The organism is Shewanella sp. SG44-2, from assembly GCF_014164215.1.
Lineage (GTDB): Bacteria > Pseudomonadota > Gammaproteobacteria > Enterobacterales > Shewanellaceae > Shewanella > Shewanella frigidimarina.
This window is the reverse complement of the sequence record NZ_JACJEU010000001.1, coordinates 190,411-215,671: the sequence shown is the minus strand read 5'-3', so window position 1 is coordinate 215,671 and position 25,261 is coordinate 190,411. Positions and strand designations below refer to the sequence as shown.

Genomic DNA, 25,261 nt, shown 5'->3' with positions numbered 1-25,261 from the left:
GATTATTTTAGTGCTTGTTATTTAGCGACAAGCTTGCTTATACTGCATGACATCTTGTCGGAGTGCCATTATGGCTGAGACCGTTTATTCGGGATCCGTTGAACCTGATCAGGCTAGAACCTGCGAAGGAAACAAGCGTAATAATCATGATTATTGGGAAGATAAATAACGTATTAACACGATTGTAATTGGACGTTTACCTCCGAGTTTTTTATCGGTTTATATATCCAGTTACGTTATTACTTTAGTATTTTTCTATGTGATTATTGACGTAAGCAATAGTATTTTTATTGTTTACTGCTGCTATCAACACCTCTCCAGACAAGCAACTCTACTCTTAATATTGAGGTTGCTAATGTCAAATCCAAACCGTCGTCAAACTCGAGCTAACGCTCAACAATTTATTGATACCCTTAAACCGTTACAACATCCTAATTCTGAAAAAGTCTATTTAGCGGGTAGTCGTGCTGATATCAACGTCGCAATGCGTCAGGTTAATCAAACTGAAACCGTGATTGGCGGCACCGATGCAAAACCCATTAAACAAGCCAATCCGCCGATCATGGTTTATGACTGCGCGGGTGCTTATTCTGATCCCCTTGCCGATATTAATGTGCGTGAAGGCTTACCTAAAATCCGTCAAGCATGGATTGATGAGCGCCAAGATACTGAGCAATTAACGGGTGCAAGTTCGGGTTTTACCCAACAACGACTGGCCGACGATGGACTCGATCATTTACGATTTGACGCCCTTGTCGCGCCTAAACGTGCCAAGAAGGGCAAATGCGTGACCCAAATGTATTATGCACGCCAAGGTATTATTACCCCTGAAATGGAATACATTGCTATTCGTGAAAACATGGCTCGTGCTGAAGTAACCGACACCGTGTTGACTCAAAAAGCGCCTGGAGAGGCTTTTGGCGCGCATATTGGGCAACTTATCACTCCTGAGTTTGTCCGCGATGAAGTCGCCCGAGGTCGAGCAATTATTCCGCTGAATATTAACCATCCTGAAACTGAACCTATGATTATTGGGCGTAATTTTTTGGTGAAGGTGAATGCCAATATTGGTAATTCGGCGGTGACATCTTCGATTGAAGAAGAAGTTGAAAAACTGGTGTGGTCTACCCGTTGGGGCGCCGATACGGTCATGGATTTGTCGACTGGACGTTATATTCATGAAACGCGTGAGTGGCTTATCCGTAATTCGCCTGTGCCGATTGGTACCGTGCCTATTTATCAAGCATTAGAAAAGGTTAATGGCGTTGCCGAAGACCTCAGTTGGGCGGTATTTAGAGATACATTGATTGAACAAGCCGAGCAGGGCGTAGACTATTTTACGATTCATGCAGGGGTGTTATTGCGTTATGTCCCCATGACCGCAAAACGCCTTACCGGTATTGTGTCGCGTGGCGGTTCAATTATGGCTAAGTGGTGTTTAAGTCATCATCAAGAAAGTTTCTTATATGAACATTTTCGTGATATTTGCCAAATTTGCGCCCAATACGATGTGTCGTTGTCTTTAGGGGATGGTATGCGCCCAGGTTCAATTGCTGACGCCAATGATGAAGCGCAATTTGCGGAATTAGAAACCTTAGGTGAATTGGTCAAAATTGCATGGGAATACGATGTACAGACCATCATCGAAGGCCCTGGCCATGTGCCAATGCAATTGATTAAAGTCAATATGGAAAAGCAATTGGCCCTTTGTGATGAAGCGCCATTTTATACCTTAGGCCCACAAACAACCGATATAGCGCCTGGATATGATCACTTCACTTCAGGTATCGGTGCAGCCATGATGGCTTGGTACGGCGTGGCGATGTTGTGTTACGTCACCCCTAAAGAACACTTAGGTTTGCCTAACAAAGAAGATGTAAAACAAGGCTTAATTGCCTACAAGATTGCAGCTCATGCTGCTGATGTCGCTAAAGGTCATCCAGGTGCACAAGTACGTGATAATGCATTATCAAAAGCCCGCTTTGAATTCCGTTGGGAAGATCAATATAACCTAGGTCTTGATCCTGATACGGCTCGTGCTTACCACGACGAATCGTTACCACAAGAATCAGCCAAAGTGGCTCATTTTTGTTCAATGTGTGGGCCTAAATTTTGTTCGATGAAAATAACCCATGAAGTGCGTGAATATGCCGCGAATCTTGAACAAGCTGAAGCACTTAAGATTGAAGTATCTTCCGTTAGTGCTTATCAAGCTCTAGATACGGCTCAAGCCATAAATCCGGCGGAAGCGATGGCACAAAAGTCGGCAGAGTTCAAAGCGTCGGGCTCGGCGCTTTATCATGACGTCAAATCTGTCGTACAAGTTGATACTGACTTAACGGTTGAGGTTGAATAATCGCCATGAATTCATCGACATTTGTCAGTGAATCCATAACTCAAACCCCACCCATTGTCTGGACCATAGCGGGTTCAGACAGTGGTGGTGGGGCGGGGATTCAAGCTGATTTATTAACTATGCAAGACTTGTCGTGTCACGGGTGTAGCGTGATAACCACATTAACCGCACAAAACTCAGTCAGTGTGAGCTTTGTTGAAACCGTTTCTGAATCCATGTTGTTGGCTCAGTTCAGTAGCTTACTCGCGGATTTGCCGCCAGTGGCGATTAAAATTGGCCTGCTTACATCCCAAGCACAGGTCGACATATTGGCTGACTGTTTGACTCAGATGCGCGCTACTCAGAAGATAGTACCTTTTGTGGTGCTTGATCCTGTCATGGTCGCCAGTAGTGGTGCGCACTTTAATCCTATCGATCTCGATTTTAGCCCTCTCATTGGCTTAATTGATTTACTAACGCCTAATCAGCACGAATTGAAACGTTTATGTTCTCAGTCTGCATTGGCGCAAGATCGTGCTGATGTCGGCAACAATGGTTCTCAGCAACAGCAAATGATCCACGATACCAAATTGTTATCCGATACATTTAAATGTCATGTGCTCGCTAAAGGCGGTGATGCTCAGTGGCAGCAACAGCAGGCGATAGATGTATATGTGAGTAAAAGCGTTAAAGGCGCCAGCCTTGCACACAGTAATGCGGTGTTTATGTTAAGTAGCCCGCGAATAGCAACCACCAATAATCATGGCAGTGGATGCACATTATCATCTGCAATAGCGTGTTTTATTGCCCATGAGTTCGTGATCCATGATGCTATTGTGCTGGCAAAAGCCTACGTCAATAAGGGACTCACTTTAGGCGTAAGGCTTGGTCAAGGACCTGGTGTATTAGCCCGTACTGGTTGGCCTGATGATTTAGGAATGATGCCATCGATCAAGTTAGTCTCTTCTGACTATCGCACTCAAGATAGGTTGAAGCAAACTCCGCTGAATGGTTTTAAAGCGTTGCATCAATCCTTGGGGGTTTATCCTGTTTTAGATGATCTTGGAATATTAAAAATTGTCTTAAAAGCGGGCTGCAAGACGGTCCAATATCGTGCCAAATTAGCGACTAATACCGATAATCGGCAACGATTAACACTCGAAGCGAATATCATTGAGGCCATCAAACTAGGCCGCGAATATCATGCGCAGTTGTTTATTAATGATCATTGGCAACTGGCGATTAAGCACGGTGCTTTTGGGGTTCATTTAGGCCAAGAGGATATGGCCACTGCAGATTTAAGCGCGATAGCTGCTGCTGGAATGGCGTTAGGGTTATCGAGTCACAGTTATTTTGAAGCCTTATTAGCCCACCAATGTTCGCCTTCATATATTGCGCTTGGGCATATTTTTGCTACCACGACCAAGCAAATGCCTTCCGCGCCTCAAGGGCTCAGCAAACTTAAACGTTATGCCAGTTTATTTGCGCGCCATTATCCTACTGTTGCAATTGGCGGGATAGATCTCAATAACCTTGAGTTGATTGCGGATACCGGTGTTGGTGATGCTGCTGTTGTTAGAGCGGTAGCTATGGCTGACGATCCTGCGAAAGCGTATCGAGCCTTACATCATAAATGGTTGCAGCTTACGCGACCTTTGGCAAAAGCCTGTTCACCTCAGGAGGGCGTATGAATTCTCTATCTGGTCAGGATTACATTCAGTATTCACGCACCATGCTACTGAGTAATATTGGAGAAGCAGGGCAGCTTGCCATTATGAATAGCCCTGTAGTGATCATCGGTGTAGGAGGCTTAGGAAATGTAGTAGCGCATTATTTAGCTGCTGCGGGTGTTCAGCAAATACTGTTAATTGATCATGATGTGGTGGAATTATCCAACTTACCAAGACAACTCCTGTTCAGGGCATCTGATATTGGCCAAGCAAAAGTCAACATTGCAAAAAGTGCATTGAGCGATGCTTACCCTCAAATCAATATCGACGTGTTAGCACAACGAGTTACATCAGCGCATTTTAATCAGCTTGTTAAACGATTTACGGTAAAACCTGTGGTGTTTGATTGCACTGATAATGTCAGGGCGAGGCAATTGATAAACCAACTGTGTGTACAGCATCAGTTAACCTTGGTTAGTGGTGCTATCAGTGCATATCAGGGGCAATTATTTTGTATTGATTTTTCCAGCCCACATTCACACAGCGGTTGCTATTGTTGTTTATATCCACTTGATACACCCATTATGCAAAATTGTACTCAAGCTGGCGTGTTTGGGCCCGCCGTGGGCATTATAGCCAGTATGCAAGCGCTGGTGGGCCTGCAGCACATCTGCAATACCTTTACGCAATACGGTGTTTTACATCGATTTAATGCTCAGGATTTACGCTGGCAGTATGCAAACATGAGTCAAGACCCACAATGTGAAGTATGTCATCAATATCCATTAACTGATCATCAGGAGCGGTCTAATGACACAAACTGATCCCCTCGAGCTAATAACCCTGCACCTTAATGGTGTCGAGCAACATGTTCGGGCCAATTTGAATTTGGCTGAACTACTGATACTCAGCGATTTACCCACTCAAGGAGTGGCCATTGTGGTCAACGATACTGTTGTGCCTCGAAGTCGTTGGATGCATGCAATGTGTCAAGCCGATGACAATATAACCGTCTTTTCTGCCGTTGCTGGAGGTTAATAATGTTAACGATAGCCGATCATCAATTTTCGTCTCGGTTACTCACCGGAACAGGAAAATTTTCAAATCACAATACAATGTTACAAGCGATAGCAAGTTCTGGTTCGCAGTTAGTCACCTTAGCGATGAAGCGGATTGATTTGACTCGCGGCCATGACAATTTACTCGGTCCTTTGCAAAGTATGGGGGTTAAATTATTACCTAATACCGCTGGTGCGCGTAATGCCAAAGAAGCTATTTTTGCCGCTGAACTCGCTTATGAAATGCTGGGCACTAAATGGATTAAACTTGAAATTCATCCCGATCCTAAATACCTCATGCCCGATCCTATTGAAACATTAATAGCGGCTCAACACTTATGCGAAAAAGGCTATATTGTCATGCCTTATGTGCATGCTGATCCAGTCTTGTGCATGCGCTTAGAAGAAGTCGGTTGCGCTGCGGTGATGCCACTCGGCAGTCCAATAGGCAGTAATCAAGGGTTAGCAACGGAAACATTCTTAAGCATTATTATTGAACAGGCTAATATCCCGGTAATAGTGGATGCCGGCATTGGTGCACCCTCACAAGCTTGCAGAGCTATGGAAATGGGCGCAGCTGCAGTATTGGTGAATACCGCGATTGCAAGTAGTGCCAATCCTCAGCAAATGGCTACATGTTTTGCTGATGCGGTTGCCACTGGAAGACAAGCTTATCTTGCTGGATTAGGGGTCGTGAACAATCATGCTCACGCGACCAGTCCTTTGACCGGATTCTTGTCAGAACCAACAATCAATTCACTTGCAAAGTCTGTGAATAGTAAGGGGGGCTAGCATGACGTATTCAAGCGTATTTTCGCAATTAGCCCCCGAAGCATTATCGATGAAGTTGTATTCAACAACTGCCAAAGATGTTGAGCTGGCTTTGCAAAATCCAAGCGGTAATCTTGATAGCTTGTTGGCATTATTATCTCCTGCCGCAATGCCATACATTGAACCGATGGCCCAACAAGCAGCTCAGCTGACTCGGCAGCGATTTGGTGCCAATATCGGTCTTTTCTTACCATTATATTTATCAAACTTATGTGCCAACGAGTGCGATTATTGCGGCTTTAGTATGAGTAACAAGGTCAAGCGTAAAACCCTTAATAGTGATGAACTAGCAGCTGAAATGGCGATCATTAAACAACGTGGTTTTGATTCGATATTATTGGTGTCTGGCGAACACGAAACTAAAGTTGGAATGGAGTATTTTGAGTCGGTGCTACCGTTAGTTAGCAGGGCTTTTAATTACGTGGCAATGGAAGTTCAACCATTGGAGACGGATCAGTATCAGCGTCTTGGCAAACTAGGTGTTGATGCCGTTATGGTATACCAAGAAACCTATCGTGCTCATACTTATGTTCAGCATCATACTCGCGGTAAAAAACAAGATTTTATCTATCGCTTAGATACCCCTGATCGAGTGGCAAAAGCGGGTATCGATAAAATTGGCCTCGGGGTATTACTTGGGTTAGATGATTGGCGCTTAGATGCATTACTTATGGGCTTTCATCTAGATTACTTGGAAAATACCTACTGGCGCAGTCGCTACAGTATTTCACTACCTCGTTTACGTCCATGTACTGGCGGCATTACACCGAAAGTTGAATTAACCGATGCAGGATTAGTACAAATGATCTGCGCATTTAGGTTGTTTAACCCCCAGCTCGAAATCAGTTTATCCACGCGAGAGTTACCATCATTAAGGGATAATTTACTCCCTTTAGGAATTACCCACATGAGTGCAGGCAGTTCAACTCAACCAGGCGGTTATATGGCGCCAGACAGCCAACTTGATCAATTTGAAATCAGTGATAACCGTCCAGTAGAGCAAGTTGTTGAACAAATGAAGCGACGAGGAATTAATCCAGTATGGAAAGATTGGGAGATGGGTTGGGTTAACAGCTAACTTTTGTTTGAAAACTGTACATATTAGTCGGTTTAGGCCATAATAAATCGACTTTTTTAAAATCAGGAGCAGTATTATGCAAGTTCAATCAGCCTATGCGTCAGGTATGCAGGGATTGCAGAGTGCTCAACAAGGTTTAGCGCAAGCAACAACATCTGTTGCCACTCCAGATCAACAAAAACCTGCGGTGCCAAATACATCGGCACAAGATACTGTGACCTTAAGTTCTCGTGCCGTTGGGCAAACTGACACCACTTCTGCTTTAGTGTCTGCGACTGAATCATCCAACCAAGCTCAAGCATCTGCTAAAGTGATTGAAGTGGCTTCTGAGACTGTTGGTAGCTTGATTGATATTGAAGTGTAATCATGAATGCGGCGATGGTTTCTGCTAACACTGGGTCAGTTAATAATACTGCCCAACTTAACCACCGCAATTCTTTATCTGCACCACAAGCTCAACCGGCATCTGTTAAAGTGATAGATGCTCAGCCTGAAATCATCCATTCAAATCAAGTTAGAAACAGTTCAGTAAAAAGCAGTTCGCTCAAATCTAGCCCAATTCAAACTACAGTCACATCAGCTTTTAAAGCATCAGTCGACTTTAAACCCAATTTAAGTACGGATACTCATCAGAACGCTCCGTCAAATTCTGTTTCTGCAAATACAAATGGGGTTAAGCCGCCACAAATAGTTGCTGCAGATCCCTTCAATAGTTACAGCTTGAAAAGTGGTCCGCTCAATCTTACTGGTGTATTGAATCGTTCAGCTATTCAAACCCAGGCTACTGATGTCGCTGCTGGAACATTTGTGAGTACAGCTAAACCCGCAAGAACGAGTAACGGTGAAGTTGTTAATGCTCAACAGCCTATAGTTAATATCTTTAATCAACCCTCGGATGCTTCAGCGACAGAAACAAATACTTCAGCTGTAGCGACAAATAGGACGGAACATAATTCATCCGTAGATGAATCGTCAGTCAATACAGAACCTCAAACGTCAAACAGTCAGGATGACTCAGCAGAGCAGCAAGTTGAGCAACAGGCAAAAGACAAGCAACAGCAAATAGAACAAGCTGAAATTAAACAGATTGATCAACTTGCACAGCGAGATACCGAAGTTAAAACTCATGAGCAAGCACATGCTGCAGTAGGTGGAAGTTTAGCGCAAAGCCCGAGTTATCAATATGAAAAAGGCCCAGATGGACGTCGTTATGCTGTGGATGGTGAGGTTAATATCGATGTGTCTACTGTTGATGGTGACGCCCAAGCGACATTAACTAAAATGCAGAAAGTGTATGCGGCAGCAATGGCTCCTGTACAACCGTCTATGGCGGATATTCGCGTCGCGGCGCAAGCATTACAAAACATGAATGAAGCAAAGAAAGAGTTAATAACAAATAATGCAGATTCTGTGTCATCTTCAAAAACGAATAATTCTAGAGCTCAAAACAGTCAAACTTTAACCAATGATCCCCTTAATGCCGATGATTCAAACATAAGTCTATTGTCTCCTAATCATTCAGTATCAACAGAACAGAGTCATTCTACTATTGCAAACGACACAACAGCAGTTAACGATTCAACTAGTCAATCTCTACCTTCCCCAGAACGTTATTCACAACAACATCAATCCATCGAAATCTACGTATAATATTTTCTATGTCTCTACAGTATTCATACAACACTGATTAAGTTCGATAATTTAGCGCTGCTATATAATCTGACTCAAGATAACAAACGCCAATAAACAGCCCTTTGCCTTGCAGACTGCATTGAATCGACTTGTAATAGAACAGTCATTTAGTTATCTATTTACTCTGTTATTCGCTTGTAAGCGACTCGTCTTGCCTGAATTCGGGTTTGGGTAAAATGCCCAGTTTGAAAGTGGTTAATAACTACGTTTTGATATTTCTCACCTATTATTCCAAGTTCTGATCAAGTCGTTAAGCAGAGCTTGGCTGAAAGCATCCTAGTAGCGCAAACCAAATCATAATGGCCCATGTTCTTTTTTGCCAAATGAACTAATTTATATGGATGACAAGATGCTTAATTGGAAGTGCAGGGCACAGGGATTGACAGAGACGTGCAGAAAGAGAAGGATTCACGAACATGACAAAAATCATGTGTTATGTAGAAGCTGACTTGAATAAGTCGCCATATTGATTAAATATCTACAACACCAAATCTAAGTAAACTTTTTTTGCTGATAATTAACCATTAAAAGGTAAGTTATGCTGTTTTAACATTAAGCTTTCTAATAATTTACAGGCAGGGCCTTGCTGATCTCTATTAGGGACAACCAGATTCAATATTGCTTTTCGATTATTACCTCCACGTAAATGCAGGCGGATGAGTTGTTTATTTTGCAATTCTTGCTGCACAACAAAGTTCGGGATCCAACAAAAACCGATGTTGCGCGCTAAAATGGATTTTGCTTCATGAAAGTTTGATACTGTCCAACGTTGTTCCGCTTTAAGCCAACCAATATCATTGATTGCATTTATTCCCGTATCTTTAATCACAATTTGTAAATGTTGGGCTAATTGCTTGTCATCATCTATGCGTTCTAATTGCGCAAGCGGATGGTCTGGATGGCACACAAGTTCAAAATTTGATTCACATAATGGCTCTGCAATATGACCTTTAGGTGGTGTAGCACAAATAGCAATGTCTACTTCATTATTAAGCACAAGTTCATGAGTACCGGTGATCACCGAGTCGATAATCGTTACCCTTGTACCACGACTTAGTGGTAAAAATTCGTCTAGAGCTGCCACTAGCGTGTCCATAGGATAAATGATTTCTCTGGCGATCGTTAAGTTAGGTTCCCAGCCTTGACCTAAATTATTGGCGAGTTGTTCAAGCTCTTCAACCGATTGAGTTAAATGACGAGAACGACGCAATAACACTTCACCTTGCTCGGTTAAATAGGCTTTGCGACCTTTGACTTCGAGTAAGTTTATACCCAGTTGATGCTGCAGTTTGGCCACTGCATGGTTTAGCGATGATTGACTCTTATTGAGTTTTTCTGCAGCCTGAGCATAGCCTCCAAAATCAACGACAGCTTGGACAATTCGCCATTGTTCTAAGGTTGATTTAGCTCGGCTCATTAAGTGTTCTCTTTATTGTTGAGTAAAAATGACGGAAAATCATAGCATTGTTTGAAATAAAAAAGGCAAATGCACTGCATTTGCCTCAAACGTATCACTGCTAATATTTAGTGTGATTTGGCATCGTTCATAGACGCTTTAGGCTTAACCAGTTTTGGTAAGTATTTCTTAGTGCTAGGAATATTATTTAAATATGGTCCTTTATGTAAGGTTTCAGGCCAATCTAGTAACATCATTGCTAATACGTTTCTGTGTTCACCAGAAGATAATTCAGCTTTTCCATGTGGTGACGGGATCATCATCAGTTTAGGATCGTAAGCTGCAATCACATGCTTTTTAACTTTATCTACCACTGGGTTATCACCGTTGCCGGTAATTAAGAAACTAATACCTACTTCAGTAATAATATCTTCGGTAGTATCGGTCAAAATGCGATCAATGTTTTTTTCAAAGTAATTTAAAATCCACTGATATTCTTTTGGGTCAACCGAATGTTGATAATACTCACTAGCTGAAAAAATAAAGTGAGTCATACCATAAACTTTGTTTTTATATTGACTCTTTTTGAGCTTAGCATCATTGCTGTCAGGATAAGTGTTAATGAAGGCTTTTTTGTAAGCTTCATAATAATCACCGACACCAACTTGCTTAGCCCAGTACACATAGTTAATTAGCTGTGCCGCCCAAGCTCTGATCATCTTCTTATCTGTTAAAGCGGGTTCTAAGTTGGCATTTTTTAACGTTTTAATCATTAAATCATGACACGGTCCGGTAAAACCAAATTCGTCTACACGACTGGCGTAACGTAATAAAACATCGCTATATAACATAAAATTCGGGTAAGGGGCGATGGCTTCTTTACGCGCGATACCGCGAGGACCTTTGCCTAACTTATCCACTTCAATTTGTGATTCGCTTTTAATAAAACCGGGTTTATCAAGATTACAAGAATAGTAAGCTTGGCGCTCTGCAATGGTTAGTAAATCGATTAATGAGCCATTAGCGTATTTGGTTTCGCCCGTCATACGAAATTGACGAATAGCATAATGCCCTTGCACACGCGGAGGTAATGAATAAAGGTTGGTTTCTAAATTGGTTTTAATGCCTTGATAAACTTGATCAGCCGTTAAATTATGCGATGTTTTTTCAACTGACTCTTTAGCGAACGCCACACTACTAAACAACGTAGCTGACAATAGTAAATACGAGAGTGTTTTACTCTTGCGTAGTTCCAGCATGTTTAAATCTCCTGATAAGTGAATGTGGGTCAATTGGTAGGCCAATAAGCCGCTCAAGTTGATCGTTTAAGGTTAAATGTGTTTCGTTTACAACCAATAAATCAAATATCTCATTAGGCGATATTTGGGCTGGTGTCTTTGCAATGATTAATTGAGCCAATGCCGTTTGCCATAAAGGAAGATAATGATTAATACCTTGATTAGCAATAGCTTGATAACTAAATATTGCATCCGTTGCGTTTGGCCATGGTAAGCCAAAGCTTTGTTCAAAAGCTGTAGACAGAGATTGATTATGGCTTAACCAAACCTCCTGCTGCGCACCTTTGAAATCACCTTTATATTGATAAAAAGCTAGCGAAACCTTTGCTCTAAATACCCATAATTGTTGTTGATATTGCGCCACTAATTGATGACGTTTAGACAATTTTGGTAGGTTTAGCTGCTGCTCAAGGTAGTATGCGAGCCATTGCGTGGCAATCGCATGGGCCTCAGTGTTTTGTGCTCTATTGGTGAGGAAATAAAACTGACGACCTTGCGCCAAGGATACTATTGCTCGACTTAATGCGTTAATTAATTTTTTTTGTTGTTTTACGTGGGTTAATTGTGATGGAAAGTTTAGCGAATATTGACCGAATTGATGACCTATAACAGTTTGTTTTATCAATTGACTATCTACGTTTAAAGGATCGTGTTGTTCATCTTGTGTATATGTAAAAATTTCTCCCATTAATCGCTGTTGGTGCCAAACGCGGATGAGTTGCGTATCACTAAGGCTGTTTTGTTGACCATCACTATCACTAGGCGACGTCGTTTTGTCTATTTTAGAATGATCAACTCTAGCATCACCTACTGTGATGAATTCAAACTTGAGATCTAAAGCTTTTAGGCTTTCGAAGATTTTCTGTAAAAATGCATCCGTAGCAATCGGCTTTATGGTCGATGAATTACTGACTCGGCTAAGGGCATTGGCGATATTCCATGGCGCAATATCAAGGTTAATTGTTTGGCTTGCTAAGAATTGCGTTAACAACTGTGGCGTTAGGTCATGTAATGAGAGTTGTGCCTGTGCGCTATTATCATAGTCTTGAGCAATAGCATGCTGTTGTTGTAATCGATGAATTAATGCAAGCGCTGAAGCTTGTTTGTCTTTCGCACGAATTTGATAGGCAAGCCAAGCCTGTTTTCTACAATGTTCATTGGGCTGTTTAAGTAAATATTTGGCAATACGAATCTCAATATTGGTATTGTTGTTATCCGCATTCAGTTCATTAGTTAATGCACAGTCCGGCTGATTAAACTGCATGGTAAATTGCTGCTGTGATAATGCTTGATTATTGCTTGCCTGGGCGCTGTGCAGTTTTGACTTTTGGATTAACTCCCACTGCGATTTTCTTATGGCGACTAAGCTTTGTCCTAATTGATCATAAGGTGGTCGAAGCTGTAGCAACTGATCAATTAAGCGTTGGGTATTGGCTGCTGTAGCTAGCGCATAAAGTTCATCGGCAAGGTGTAATTGACACCATAATAAGCCTTGTCTATTTAGGCTGTCGTTGGCGAAAGGGCGGTAATATTGAATTCTGTCGTTGATATTATTTAACGCAAGTGTGCGTTTTTCAAATTCAACAGCTTGTTGTTCAACAGACTGAAAAGAAACAAGCTTGTCTTGTCCTAAATCAGGTTGATATTGTAAGCACTGTTCGACGAACAGTGCTAAGGGATTAGCCACAGCGCTTGCTGTGGCCAAAAGATTAAAAAATAGGGTTGCTACAAAAATGCTTTTTAGCATAAGCCACGCGTTCCTCAACTGACATTGTTGAGCTTTTCATCGCTTCGACATGCTTAAGTCGAGGTAAAATCCCTCTACCGTTGGCAATTTGAATTGTTAGACCTGGTCGGGCATTCAATTCAAGTAGCAGTGGGCCTTTGTTTTTATCTAACACCATGTCAGTACCTAAATACCCTAACTCGCACATTTCGTAGGCACTCGATGCCGTGTGGAGTAAGGTTTCCCAATGAGGAACTTTGATGTTCGACAGTGGAAAATGAGTATCAGGATGCTTATCAACGGGTAAATCAAATTGCACAGCATGCAAACTGCTACCGGTAGCGATATCCAAACCCACACCTACAGCGCCTTGGTGTAAATTTGCTTTACCATCAGATGCAGCAGTTGATAAACGTAACATTCCCATGACAGGAAAGCCTTTAAACACAATTAAGCGGATGTCAGGGACACCTTCATAACTTAAGCCTTCAAAGACTGGATCAAATTCAATTAGTCCTTCAACAATCGCGACATCAGGCTTACCGCCGAGTGAGAATAAACCACTTAAAATGTTAGATACATGACGATAAATTTCACTATGAGTCACTTCGTGGCCATTGGGCTTGTAATAACAGCCATTGCTCACTCTGGTTATTACCATAATGCCTTTACCGCCAGAACCTTTTGCCGGTTTTATGACAAAACCGCTACGGTCAAGAACCATAGCTGGAATTTCTTGGATTTTATGTTGTTCATGAACAACCCCAATTAAATCGGGAACCGCAATGCCATTAGCAAGCGCAAGTTGCTTAGTAATTAGTTTGTCATCAACGCGTTTATAAAACTTACGCTGATTATAACGACCAATATAGCTAATATTGCGCCTGTTCATGTTGAGTACACCGCTACGGCTCAATTCCCAGGGCCAGGCGTACTTCATTATTGCTCTCCAACTAATGGTTTAAAGCGTTTTAGCTCAGTTAAACGGTAACCAGTGTACTGTCCCATCACTAATACCAAGGCTAAAATCACTAAATGAATGCCTAAGAAGTTGAATACCCAATGTTGAACTAATTGGTTGTCCATAGCTAAGTACGCCAATGTCGCCACAAATAAGCTACCGCCACCCGATACAAAGACTTTTTTAGGACCTTCTTCTTCCCACAGAATAGACATACGTTCAATAGTCCAGGCAAGAATGATCATCGGGAAGAAGGTAATGGTTAATCCTTCACTTAAACCTAACTTGAATGAAATTAAGGTAAACAAGCCGATAATAAAAATCACCACGATAATGACCGCCGATATTCGGGATATGAGCAGTAAGTTGAGTGTGGACAGATAGGAACGGATCATTAAACCAAAGGCAACAATCAATAAGAAACCGATTAAGCCAGTTAATAGGGTAGTTTGGATGAACGCTAGCGCAATCAAAACAGGCATAAAGGTACCTGATGTTTTGATGCCAACAATGACACGTAAAAACACCACGACTAATACGCCGATTGGGATTAATAGAATGCCTTTAAAGGTGCTTTGTTCTTCAAGTGGTAACTGATATAGGGAGAAATCCCATGCATCGTCATTCATCATCATGTCGATAGATGTTGCTAATGCTGAACGAGTATCTTGTAGCATTGAGAAATTAACTAATGAATTATTTCCTCCCATGACATCAAGCACAGAGTGACCAGTATATTCCCATAGCACTAGGGTATTATCACGGCCTTTTTTGTTGTTTGGAACGTCAAAAAGCTCCCATGACCCATCATTATAAACTTGAACATATGATGTAAGCTGTTGACGACGTCGCTGATCTTCAAGTTGCAAACCATTAACGATACGTGCAGGGACACCTTTTGAATGCAACATGCGTACAAACAAATTGGTTGAAGTATTAGCAGATAATAACAACGCCATATTCTGGCTTTGATCGTTATCGTTAATCAAATTCATCAATTGTTGAGCAAACGATAGATTAGTCGCACTGCGAGCCCATACTTCTTCAATGACTTGCTCTGCTGCTGATTTTTCTGTTGCAGGCCATGAATATAATTCTGGCGTGGCAGGTTCTTCGACAGCTTCAATATTAAGCTTGCCTGTCGGTACTAAAGTCACTCGGTAATATAATGCTTGTGAGCCAGAAGCATCACGTATTGACCATACTGCGCGACGATTATGGGCATCAGCTGAAATATTTAAGCCATAACCTGGTGATGATGCATTTTCAACTAAGATGTCAAATGCAGGATCGTTCGGTAATGAGAAATTGACCTCAGCAGGTTGATTCGTTCCATTAAAACTGATTTTGGCATCCACAGCCCAGCTTTGTACCTGTTCACCAGGTAAAAAAGGCACATTGTGTTCAACACCACGATATATGCTGGTGCTAATACCAATGATAAATAGCAACGCAACGAATATGTAAAACGGTTTACGAGAATGCATTACGGATCCTACTTAATTAACGTGGTAATTTGGTTTTTGGCTTTACCATGAACGTAGATTTGGCCTACATCAACAATGGCAATATCTTTCATAAACTTACGACCTAGTAACAAAGGATAATCTAGGTGGCTTCGATCCGTAAGGTTTAAATCCGTTTCGGCTGCATATTTACCTATTTTTAAATGGGCGTGGATAACTGGGCGGCGATCATCACCTGTATCAGCATCTTGTTTTATACGGACAAAGCGCTCAACTTTAGATTCAAATGTATTGACGGGTTGGTCTATTCCATTAGTCATCACGTCATAGCGAACCCATTGTTCGCCTTCTCGTTCAAACAATACGATATTGCGCGCATCTAAAGATGATGACTCAGCACCAGTATCGATGCGAGTCGCAAACTTGGCTTTGACTTCATCAACAAATACACTCTCGACTTCACCAAGTAAAAACTTCTCGCCAATCATAGCTTCCGGACATTGTTGTGGAACCGAGACTGGTTTTGGCATTGGTGGTTGAACAATGATGGTTTTTGGTTTTTGACTCATCGCGGTGCTTATCTGAGTCTTCAATTTACGCATTTCCTCAGAAAGAGCGCTTATGTCGCTTGCTTGCTGACTATTCTGTGAATTAATGGCATCAATAATGACGGTTTGCGAAACTTGCAAACTGCTATTCAAGTCAGCATTTGTCAGCGGAGGTGTTATTGGTTTTTGGATGGTTGTACAACCCGATATTAGGGCCGCTGCAACGGATAGAGCAATTACCTGCTTTAACATGTCAATTCCTGTTGAATAGTAATATTTATACTAGATCGTGATTCGGTTGGTTCTTTGTTGCAATAATGATGGCCCTCTTGGGCGCGGGATAACCTTCTACGGTTAAACTCACATCATTAGGATCGAGATAATCGACTAGAGATTCATTTTTCATCCAGTGGGTGCTGCGTTGTTCTGCCAGTGAGGTGATATCGATGTCAACACAACGAATATCAATAAACTCACATTTCTTTAACCATAACATTAAGGCAGCAACAGATGGTATAAACCAAACGTTGTTCATTTTGCCATATCTATCTTGTGGAACAAGTACTGCATTTTCATCGCCATCAATCACCAGTGTTTCAAGTACCAGTTCACCACCGACTCTTAATTGGTCGCGTAATTGTAGTAAATGGTCTATCGGTGAGCGACGATGGTAGAGCACTCCCATAGAAAACACCGTATCAAAGGCATCTAATGGAGGTAATTCTTCTATGCCCAGAGGCAACAAATATACTGGGTGCTGATTGCCGGCCACTCGTTTGATTGCTTCAAATTGGCATAAAAATAACGGTGAAGGATCAATGCCTACAACGCGAGTTGCACCATCACCTAACATCCGCCACATGTGGTAGCCACTACCACAACCCACATCTAACACAGTGCGATTTTTTAATGGCGAAATAAAATTTTTGACTCGATCCCATTTCCAATCACTGCGCCATTCAGTATCAATTTGAATACCATGAACGGAAAATGGACCTTTACGCCATGGTTGAAACACCGCCAGTAAATTAGTGAGTTTTTCAACTTGTCCGGGGCTGAGTTGTTCTCCTGTTCCAATCGTTACACTGCTACTAAAATCGATATTATCCGGTTGAGGATAATGTAATTTATTGAGCACTTTTTCCCATTTAGGTAAATTACCGTGTTTATGATCTCGTTGCCATTTACCTAAAATTGCCGGTAAAGTTTCTAACCAGTGTTGTAGGTTCGAATCAGCAATGTCTTTATAAAAAGAGCTAAAATTGATCATTTAATCGCTACCATAGATGCAAAGTTAAAACATTGAAACCAAACTGAGAAGTGACTAAAGCCGTTTTCGGTTAAGCGTTGTTGGTGTACATTTAAGCTGTCTGGACGCATAACGTTCTCTAATGCACTGCGTTTCTGACTTATCTCGAGCTCACTATACCCATTTGCGCGCTTAAAATCTAAATGCTGTTCATCTAGTAATTGTTGGATATGGTTATCTTCAAAGAATAATTTTTCTGAAATGACTAAAATTCCACCCGGTAACATACCATCGTAAATACGTTTAATTAAAGCATCCCGATCATGAGTGGGTAGAAATTGTAGGGTAAAGTTTAACACCACCATAGAGGCATTCTTGATGTCGATATCTCTGATATCAGCACACAATAAATTGACTTTGATGTCGCTGACATACGCTGCAAGATTTTCAGTGCAACGTTCAATCATCGACTGACTGTTGTCTACCGCATAAATTTGACATCCGCGCCCTTCAATTTGGCGACGAATGCTTAACGTAGCTGAGCCTAATGAACTGCCGAGATCGTATATATTGCTTTGGGGTGTGACAAAACGGTTAGCAAAATCACCAATGGTATTGATGATTTGTGCGTAGCCAGGAACGGAGCGACGGATCATGTCATTAAATACACCGGCAACACGTTGATCAAATTGGAAATCTGTAATTTGGTCGGTCACATGAGCGTATATCGTATCTTGTTGAGAGTTCATCAGCTGTAATGTGGAAAAGTTAGAAATGTATTTTAGCTAATCATGGTGAACTGCAGCAAGTATCTAGCTGGTAATTTGTGAGTTTTTTTTCAATTTGTTGACAATCATGTTAATGAGGCTGGTTTTGAATGCTCATGAATGCTGGTATTATGTACATAAGCTTCAGATTATTAATTTCTATTCATAAAATTAGCATGACTCAAGACTGAATAATGATATTATTTATCCTTGTTACAAAATAGCAACAAAAGATGTTTGCTATGCCTTTCAAGCATTTTACGCTCCTTCATGATTCATATCGTGCCTAAGGGGTAAGTAAATTCACCTGAAAATGGCAATGACTAAGCTTATTAAATAAATAAGTATAAAAAGTGAAAGTATTAGGGAAAAAACTTGAAATTTATACCTTGGATATTAGCAATGTTATTTGCGTGGATATCATTACCCGCGCAGGCAATACATTCAGATAAAACCGAACTGTCAGTAGATCATGTACCCTTAGTCATCGTGATGGGTGAAGATACTTATCCATTTGAATATTTGGATGAGAAGGGCTCTCCAGCAGGGATTTTGGTCGATTTATGGCGCGAGTGGTCCATCATTACTGATACCAAGGTACAATTTGTGTCTCGGCATTGGCAACAGTCACTTGATCAGCTGGAACAGAAAAAAGCTGACATACATATTGGTATGTCTCAAAACCAAGCACGGTTAAAAAAGTTCGATTTTGCAAAACCATTTACTTCATTAAATACCTATTTATACATTCATAAGTCGCTGAGTAGTAAAAAACAAATTAGCGATTTGGTTCCCTATCAAGTCGGTATCGTCAGTGGATCATCCCATGAAGCAACATTATTAGCGCTAGAACCTAAGCTTAGTTTTAAGCGTTATCAAAATCGTGAACAATTATTACAAGCCGCCGTAAAAGGTGAGTTATTTGTTTTTGCCGGTATTGAAGGATATCAGCGCAATTTGGCGCTTGAACAAGACATAGCCGCCAACTTTTACAGTTCATCGCGTATTCTCATCAAAAAAATCAACCTAGCCCCTGCGGTGGTAAAAGGGGATTTGGATCTTCTCAACAAGATTAACCAGGGTTTTGAATTAATACCTGCAAAAGTTATTCAGCAAATAGAGCGGCGGTGGTTAGGTTATCATCGACAAACTACAGGGGTGATTATCGCGATGCAAAACGGTGTCGAACCTTATGCGGATATCGGTGCTGATGGATTACCACATGGAATGTTGGTGGATTTGTGGACTTTATGGTCTGAAAAAACCGGTATCAATATTGATTTAGTCGCTGGTGACATGAGCAGTACAATTGATGATGTTAAACGTGGTGTCGCAGATGTTCATATTGGTTACCCTGAAAGCCAAGATATGCGCACAGGTTTGAAACAAGCGTGGCATATTATTTCGGTTAAAAGCCGTTTTTTTAGCTCAAACTTAACATTAAATAACATTGAAGACATTGCGATGCGGATTGGCGTTTATCCTACCGCGCCTTATATCAGTGATATTAAAAAAGCTTTTCCTAAGGCGCAATTACGCTTTTATGATTCATTAGATGCCATGGTTAAAGCCGCACGTAACGATGAAATCAGCGGTTTTGTTTCATCTGCAGCAATGACGTCTCATTATTTATTGGCTAATAAGTTGTGGGCAGAATTTCGTCAATATACTGATATCGAATTTTCGACAGATATGTATGTATTAACCCGTATTGACGACAGTGGTTTAGCCGATCGGATTCAAGCTGGATTTAATTTAATTTCTGTTGAAGAACAAGTTCAGGTTGAGCGTAAATGGTTAATTAATCCAGATGACCGCTTTTTTGCGAATTCTGCCAATAAAATAAAATTAACAACGCAACAAAAGCAATATGTTAGTAGTTTAGGCGCCATTAAAATGGGTTACCTGAAAAATTGGGCCCCTATGGAATTCCAGGGCAAAAATGGTGAGTTTTTAGGGGTGAATGCAGACATTAAAAACTTACTAGTCAAGCAACTCAATTTAACTATTATCCCAGTGGCTTACGATGATTTTGGTAACATGATGAATGACCTAATTAAAGGTGAAATTCATTTAGTGGCCAGTATGGCTAAAACGGTTGAGCGCGAAAACACACTGGCATTTTCATTAGCATATTGGCCATCACCTTGGGCGATAGTCACGTCGCTAAGCCAACCTCCCATTTTTAATATTTCACAGGTAACAGGTAAACGTCTGGCTGTTGTTGACGGTTACCATATTGTCGATCAGCTTCGCCAACAATACCCAGGTATAAAATTAGTGCCCGTTGCAGACACTAAACAAGGTATGGAAGCCGTTATCACCGGTAGCGCGGATATGTTTGTTGAACAAGTTGCAACATTGGCGACTACGTTAAAAGGTGGCCAATATCCGAGTTTGAAAATGTCTTTATTAGCAGAGTTAACCGAGCAGCACAGCCACATAGGGTTATTCCCAGGCGTGAAAAATTTAGTGCCTTTGATTGATAGAGTCATTGCGACTATCGATGAAACCGAACAACAGAACATGTACCAAAAATGGGTCTCGCTAGATCTTAATAGTGACACATTACGCTATCAACGGTGGTTGAAAATATTAGTGATTGGTTTGTTAATTATCACCCTAATAGCCATTGTAATATTAATGTCGAATCGGCGCCTAAATGTCGAAATTCAAAAACGCCTTAAAGCTGAAGAAAATCTTCGATTTATGGCCAATCATGATAATTTAACCGCATTGCCAAATCGCAGTTTACTTGACGATAGATTAGCGCAAGCCACATTGACTCATCATCGAGATAAATCAAAATTTGCACTGTTGTTTATTGATTTAGATGGTTTTAAAGCAATAAATGATCAATATGGTCATCATGTTGGGGATAAGTTATTACAGCGTATCGCCCTGTTATTAGGCAAGCATGTAAGAGAATCTGACACGGTTGCTCGCTTTGGTGGCGATGAGTTTGTGGTGTTATTAAATCATATCGAAGCCAAAGAAAATGCCCGTCAAGTGGCTGAAAATATCTTATTAGGATTAAAGAAACCGTTATTAATCGATGATATTAATGTCTCTATTTCAGCCAGTATTGGTATCGCTATTTTTCCTAATGATGCCGATACCGCTGCTTCATTATTGAAAAAGTCAGATCAGTTAATGTATCAAGCTAAAAAGGTGGGCGGTCATCAATATAAAATGAGTTAATTTTAGTTGCTGATTTTTCCGTCAGTTGATCCAGTTTATTCGCTATAGGTCTGGTTAATTGATGCAATCTGCCTGATACTTCAATGCATAAGTTTGAGTCACGGTATATAATGCCGTTTTTATCGTTTTCGATTTCCAAAATACCGCTTTGTGGATAAAGGATAGAGTTCAATGCGCAGTCATTATTGTGGAGACATTAATCAGTCTCATCTAGGTCAAGAAGTTACTTTAGTCGGTTGGGTCAACCGTAGTCGAGATTTAGGCGGAGTTGTTTTTTTAGACTTACGCGATAGAGAAGGGCTAGTACAAGTTGTTTATGACCCAGATCTAAAAGATGTTTTTGAAATGGCAAGCACATTGCGCAGTGAATTTTGTGTTCAAATAAAAGGTGTTGTTCGCGCTCGTCCAGAAAGCCAAATCAATTCACAAATGAAAACCGGTGAAATTGAGATTTTGGGTAAGCAACTGACCATTATTAATGCGTCAGCTCCTTTACCATTAAGCATGGATAACTATCAAAACAATAGTGAAGAACAACGTTTAAAATACCGTTATTTAGATTTACGTCGTCCAGAAATGGCCGAGCGCCTTATCTTCCGCGCTAAGGTTACCAGTTCTGTTCGTCGCTTCTTAGACACCAATGGCTTTTTAGATATCGAAACGCCTATTTTGACCAAAGCCACTCCAGAAGGTGCGCGTGACTATTTAGTGCCAAGTCGAACTTATAAAGGTCAATTTTTTGCTTTGCCTCAATCACCACAGTTGTTCAAACAGTTGTTAATGATGTCGGGTTTTGATCGCTATTATCAAATCGTTAAATGCTTCCGTGATGAAGATTTACGTGCAGACCGTCAGCCTGAATTTACTCAAATCGATATTGAAACCTCATTCATGTCTGCCGAACAAGTCATGGAAAAAACTGAACAAATGATGCGCGGTTTATTTCAAGATTTATTGAATGTAGATTTAGGTGATTTTCCTCGCATGACCTACGCCGAAGCAATGAAGCGTTATGGTTCAGATAAACCTGATTTACGTAATCCACTTGAATTAGTTGATATTGCTGATTTGGTTAAAGATGTTGAATTTGCAGTATTTAATGGCCCAGCAAATGATGTTGAAGGTCGCGTTGCGGCACTTCGCATTCCAACTGGTGCATCTTTATCTCGTAAGCAAATTGACGATTACACTAAATTTGCCGGCATTTATGGCGCTAAAGGCTTAGCGTGGATGAAAATAAATGACTTAGCAGCAGGCATGGATGGTATTCAGTCGCCTGTACTTAAGTTTTTAACAGACTCTATTGTTAACGACATTATTAGTCGTACAGGTGCACAAACCGGCGATATCATTCTATTTGGCGCAGATAAAGCCAATGTCGTGGCAGAAGCTTTGGGCGCATTGCGCTTAAAAGCCGGTGAAGATTTCAAGTTACTTGAAGGTGAGTGGCGCCCAATGTGGGTTGTCGACTTCCCGATGTTTGAAAAAATTAACGGTGGATTCCACGCGGTTCATCATCCATTCACTGCGCCTCGCGGTATTAGCCCAGCAGAATTAGCAGCAGATCCAGCAGCAGCTATTTCAGATGCCTACGATATGGTATTGAATGGTTGTGAATTAGGTGGCGGTTCAGTGCGTATTCATAACGCCGGAATGCAAAGTACTGTATTCAGTATTTTAGGTATTGAAGCTGAAGAAGCACAAGAAAAATTTGGTTTCTTGCTTGAAGCGTTACGCTACGGAACACCACCACACGCTGGTTTAGCATTTGGTTTGGATCGTATTATTATGTTAATGACCGGCGCAAGCTCAATTCGTGACGTAATGGCATTCCCTAAAACGACTACCGCAGCATGTCCATTAACTAACGCTCCTGGTTTTGCAAACCCAGTGCAGTTAACTGAATTGGGTATAGCGGTGATTGAAAAGGTTAAAACTGAAGAATAAACATTATTGTTCAGCGTAAAAGGCTCTTAAAAGAGCACCACATACCGAGGCTACTGCCTCGGTATGTTTTTAACAAGTATGGTTTTCTACTTGAATGATCCAATTGGATAACAGGAGTTTAAGATGGCAGGACACAGTAAATGGGCCAATATAAAACATCGTAAAGCCGCACAAGATGCTAAACGCGGTAAGCTGTTTACCAAATTTATTCGAGAGCTTACCGTCGCCGCTCGTGAAGGCGGTTCAGATGTTGATGCCAACCCCAGATTACGCGCTGCAGTTGATAAAGCCTTATCCAATAATATGACCCGTGACACCGTTGAACGTGCAATCAAACGCGGTGCCGGTGAAATGGATGGTCAGCAATTAGAAACCATTATTTATGAAGGCTATGGTCCTGGTGGTACAGCGGTCATGGTTGAAACGATGACCGATAATCGAAATCGCACCGTTTCTGGTGTGCGCAATGCTTTTAATAAGTCGGGTGGTAACTTAGGTACCGATGGTTCAGTGGCGTATTTGTTTACCAAATCTGGCATTATTTCTTATGACACCGATATTGATGAAGATAGCTTAATCGACAGTGCATTAGACGCTGGTGCCGAAGATGTTATCACTCATGATGATGGCTCAATCGATGTATTCACCACTCCAGAGACTTTTGGCAAAGTCAAAGATGCACTTGATAGTGCTAGTTTTGGATCTGTTCATGCTGAAGTGACTATGGTTGCATCATTAAAAGCTGAACTTGATGCCGATACCGCCGAAAAATTTTTACGTTTAATCGATATCTTAGAGGACCATGATGATGTACAAGAGGTATATCATAATGCTGAGATATCAGATGACGTTATGCAAGCGTTAGACAACGCATGAGGCATGAATGGCCATTATTTTAGGAGTCGATCCCGGCTCCCGCATTACAGGCTACGGTGTGATCCAATGCCAAGGCCGTCAACAGATTTACCTCGGCAGTGGCTGTATTCGAACCTCTGCTGATGATTTACCACAACGATTACAACAAATTTATGCAGGCTTATGCGAAATCATTACTCAATATAAACCAGATGAGTTTGCTATTGAGCGGGTATTTATGGCTAAAAATGCTGATTCAGCCTTAAAGCTTGGTCAAGCCAGAGGCGCGGCAATTGTTGCTGCTACGTGTGCTGGACTGCCCGTTGCGGAATATAGCGCAACTCAGATTAAAAGTGCTGTAGTGGGGACAGGCCGAGCTCAAAAAACGCAAGTCCAACATATGATTAAGCAATTACTTAAACTACCTGCTTCACCTCAAGCTGACGCAGCTGATGCATTAGGGGTAGCAATATGCCATTTTCATACTTATCAAAGCCTTATCGCTATGGGCGGTAAAGCTAGCAGCAGAACATATGGAAGATACAAATGATAGGTCGTCTAAGCGGAATATTAGTAGAAAAACAAGCGCCTGAAGTGGTGCTTGATGTCAATGGCGTCGGTTATGAGTTACAAGTGCCGATGACCAGCTTTTATGAATTACCAGCGTTAAACCAAGCTGCTATGTTATTTACTCATTTTGTGGTGCGTGAAGATGCTCAGCTACTTTACGGTTTTATCACTAAACAAGAACGTGCATTATTCCGTTTATTGATTAAAACCAATGGCGTTGGGCCTAAACTGGCATTAACTATTTTGTCGGGTATGACAGCGTCTGAGTTCGTGTCATGTGTTGAACGTGATGATATTGCGACTTTAGTAAAACTGCCCGGCGTTGGTAAGAAAACAGCAGAGCGTTTGGTGATTGAAATGCGTGATAAGCTTAAAAGCTTGCTTGAAGCTTCTGCAGGTTCAGAGCGCGAGTTTATGCTGCAAAGTAATTATACTCCAGCAGCGGCTGTTGATAGTGCAGAAGAAGATGCCATTTCAGCTTTATTGTCGTTAGGTTATAAACCAGCTCAGGCCAGCAAGTCAGTTTCTGCGGCTTTTAAAGAAGGCATGAGTTCAGAAACGCTAATTAAAGCTGCATTAAAATCAATGCTATAAATATGATATGCATAAACAG

Annotated in this window: 21 protein-coding genes and 1 riboswitch; of the genes, 13 read left to right on the top strand and 8 right to left on the bottom strand. The window is 41.3% G+C overall.

Features of this window, described 5'->3' with window-relative positions:
• Nucleotides 1-48: 48 nt before the first annotated feature.
• A riboswitch (TPP riboswitch) is annotated at nucleotides 49-148 on the top strand.
• 207 nt (nucleotides 149-355) lie between these two features.
• The 8 genes from thiC (at nucleotide 356) to H5181_RS00825 (ending at nucleotide 8,622) form a co-directional block, all read left to right on the top strand.
• Nucleotides 356-2,356, top strand: a complete 2,001-nt coding sequence (thiC, locus tag H5181_RS00860) for a phosphomethylpyrimidine synthase ThiC (RefSeq protein WP_182749866.1) — start codon at nucleotides 356-358, stop codon at nucleotides 2,354-2,356.
• 5 nt (nucleotides 2,357-2,361) lie between these two features.
• Nucleotides 2,362-4,026: a thiamine phosphate synthase gene (gene thiE, locus H5181_RS00855; protein WP_182749864.1), complete on the top strand. Its 1,665-nt coding sequence runs from the start codon at nucleotides 2,362-2,364 to the stop codon at nucleotides 4,024-4,026.
• On the top strand, nucleotides 4,023-4,829 hold the full coding sequence (locus H5181_RS00850) for a HesA/MoeB/ThiF family protein (RefSeq protein ID WP_182749862.1): 807 nt from the start codon (nucleotides 4,023-4,025) through the stop codon (nucleotides 4,827-4,829). Before thiE ends, H5181_RS00850 begins: the two co-directional genes overlap by 4 nt.
• Nucleotides 4,816-5,043, top strand: a complete 228-nt coding sequence (gene thiS / locus H5181_RS00845) for a sulfur carrier protein ThiS (protein WP_182749860.1) — start codon at nucleotides 4,816-4,818, stop codon at nucleotides 5,041-5,043. The genes H5181_RS00850 and thiS overlap by 14 nt, the downstream gene beginning before the upstream one ends.
• A 2-nt stretch (nucleotides 5,044-5,045) precedes the next feature.
• Nucleotides 5,046-5,855, top strand: a complete 810-nt coding sequence (locus H5181_RS00840; protein ID WP_182749858.1) for a thiazole synthase — start codon at nucleotides 5,046-5,048, stop codon at nucleotides 5,853-5,855.
• Nucleotide 5,856: 1 nt separating this feature from the next.
• Nucleotides 5,857-6,972, top strand: coding sequence for a 2-iminoacetate synthase ThiH (thiH, locus tag H5181_RS00835; RefSeq protein WP_182749856.1), 1,116 nt, complete (start codon nucleotides 5,857-5,859; stop codon nucleotides 6,970-6,972).
• A gap of 76 nt (nucleotides 6,973-7,048) precedes the next feature.
• Entirely contained in the window at nucleotides 7,049-7,336 is a 288-nt protein-coding gene (locus H5181_RS00830; RefSeq protein WP_011637651.1) for a hypothetical protein, read from the top strand.
• A gap of 2 nt (nucleotides 7,337-7,338) precedes the next feature.
• Nucleotides 7,339-8,622, top strand: a complete 1,284-nt coding sequence (locus H5181_RS00825) for a putative metalloprotease CJM1_0395 family protein (RefSeq protein ID WP_182749854.1) — start codon at nucleotides 7,339-7,341, stop codon at nucleotides 8,620-8,622.
• A gap of 559 nt (nucleotides 8,623-9,181) precedes the next feature.
• On the opposite strand, the gene H5181_RS00820 is transcribed toward H5181_RS00825, so the two are convergent.
• The 8 genes from H5181_RS00820 to cmoA form a co-directional block, all read right to left on the bottom strand.
• Complete coding sequence (locus tag H5181_RS00820) at nucleotides 9,182-10,081, bottom strand: LysR family transcriptional regulator (protein ID WP_011637649.1); 900 nt, start codon at nucleotides 10,079-10,081, stop codon at nucleotides 9,182-9,184.
• A 107-nt stretch (nucleotides 10,082-10,188) separates the two neighbouring features.
• Nucleotides 10,189-11,319, bottom strand: coding sequence for a DUF3541 domain-containing protein (locus tag H5181_RS00815; RefSeq protein ID WP_123777620.1), 1,131 nt, complete (start codon nucleotides 11,317-11,319; stop codon nucleotides 10,189-10,191).
• Nucleotides 11,297-13,105: a hypothetical protein gene (locus tag H5181_RS00810; protein WP_182749852.1), complete on the bottom strand. Its 1,809-nt coding sequence runs from the start codon at nucleotides 13,103-13,105 to the stop codon at nucleotides 11,297-11,299. The genes H5181_RS00815 and H5181_RS00810 overlap by 23 nt, the downstream gene beginning before the upstream one ends.
• On the bottom strand, nucleotides 13,068-14,024 hold the full coding sequence (locus H5181_RS00805; protein ID WP_011637646.1) for an alpha-L-glutamate ligase-like protein: 957 nt from the start codon (nucleotides 14,022-14,024) through the stop codon (nucleotides 13,068-13,070). Before H5181_RS00805 ends, H5181_RS00810 begins: the two co-directional genes overlap by 38 nt.
• Entirely contained in the window at nucleotides 14,024-15,532 is a 1,509-nt protein-coding gene (locus tag H5181_RS00800) for a UUP1 family membrane protein (RefSeq protein ID WP_182749850.1), read from the bottom strand. The genes H5181_RS00805 and H5181_RS00800 overlap by 1 nt, the downstream gene beginning before the upstream one ends.
• Nucleotides 15,533-15,540: 8 nt before the next feature.
• Nucleotides 15,541-16,311 carry an ATP-dependent zinc protease gene (locus tag H5181_RS00795; RefSeq protein WP_011637644.1) on the bottom strand — a complete coding sequence of 257 codons (771 nt, stop codon included), beginning with the start codon at nucleotides 16,309-16,311 and terminating at the stop codon, nucleotides 15,541-15,543.
• Nucleotides 16,312-16,336: 25 nt separating this feature from the next.
• Nucleotides 16,337-17,329 carry a tRNA 5-methoxyuridine(34)/uridine 5-oxyacetic acid(34) synthase CmoB gene (gene cmoB, locus H5181_RS00790; protein WP_059743780.1) on the bottom strand — a complete coding sequence of 331 codons (993 nt, stop codon included), beginning with the start codon at nucleotides 17,327-17,329 and terminating at the stop codon, nucleotides 16,337-16,339.
• Entirely contained in the window at nucleotides 17,326-18,057 is a 732-nt protein-coding gene (cmoA, locus tag H5181_RS00785; RefSeq protein WP_011637642.1) for a carboxy-S-adenosyl-L-methionine synthase CmoA, read from the bottom strand. Before cmoA ends, cmoB begins: the two co-directional genes overlap by 4 nt.
• 393 nt (nucleotides 18,058-18,450) lie before the next feature.
• On the opposite strand from cmoA, the gene H5181_RS00780 reads away from it, so the two are divergent.
• The 5 genes from H5181_RS00780 (at nucleotide 18,451) to ruvA (ending at nucleotide 25,242) form a co-directional block, all read left to right on the top strand.
• Nucleotides 18,451-21,276, top strand: a complete 2,826-nt coding sequence (locus H5181_RS00780) for a diguanylate cyclase domain-containing protein (RefSeq protein ID WP_182749848.1) — start codon at nucleotides 18,451-18,453, stop codon at nucleotides 21,274-21,276.
• Nucleotides 21,277-21,447: 171 nt separating this feature from the next.
• Entirely contained in the window at nucleotides 21,448-23,223 is a 1,776-nt protein-coding gene (gene aspS / locus H5181_RS00775; protein ID WP_182749846.1) for an aspartate--tRNA ligase, read from the top strand.
• A gap of 123 nt (nucleotides 23,224-23,346) precedes the next feature.
• Nucleotides 23,347-24,099: a YebC/PmpR family DNA-binding transcriptional regulator gene (locus H5181_RS00770; protein WP_059743773.1), complete on the top strand. Its 753-nt coding sequence runs from the start codon at nucleotides 23,347-23,349 to the stop codon at nucleotides 24,097-24,099.
• 7 nt (nucleotides 24,100-24,106) lie between these two features.
• Entirely contained in the window at nucleotides 24,107-24,628 is a 522-nt protein-coding gene (ruvC, locus tag H5181_RS00765; protein ID WP_011637638.1) for a crossover junction endodeoxyribonuclease RuvC, read from the top strand.
• Nucleotides 24,625-25,242: a Holliday junction branch migration protein RuvA gene (gene ruvA, locus H5181_RS00760; protein ID WP_011637637.1), complete on the top strand. Its 618-nt coding sequence runs from the start codon at nucleotides 24,625-24,627 to the stop codon at nucleotides 25,240-25,242. Before ruvC ends, ruvA begins: the two co-directional genes overlap by 4 nt.
• Nucleotides 25,243-25,261 lie beyond the last annotated feature (19 nt).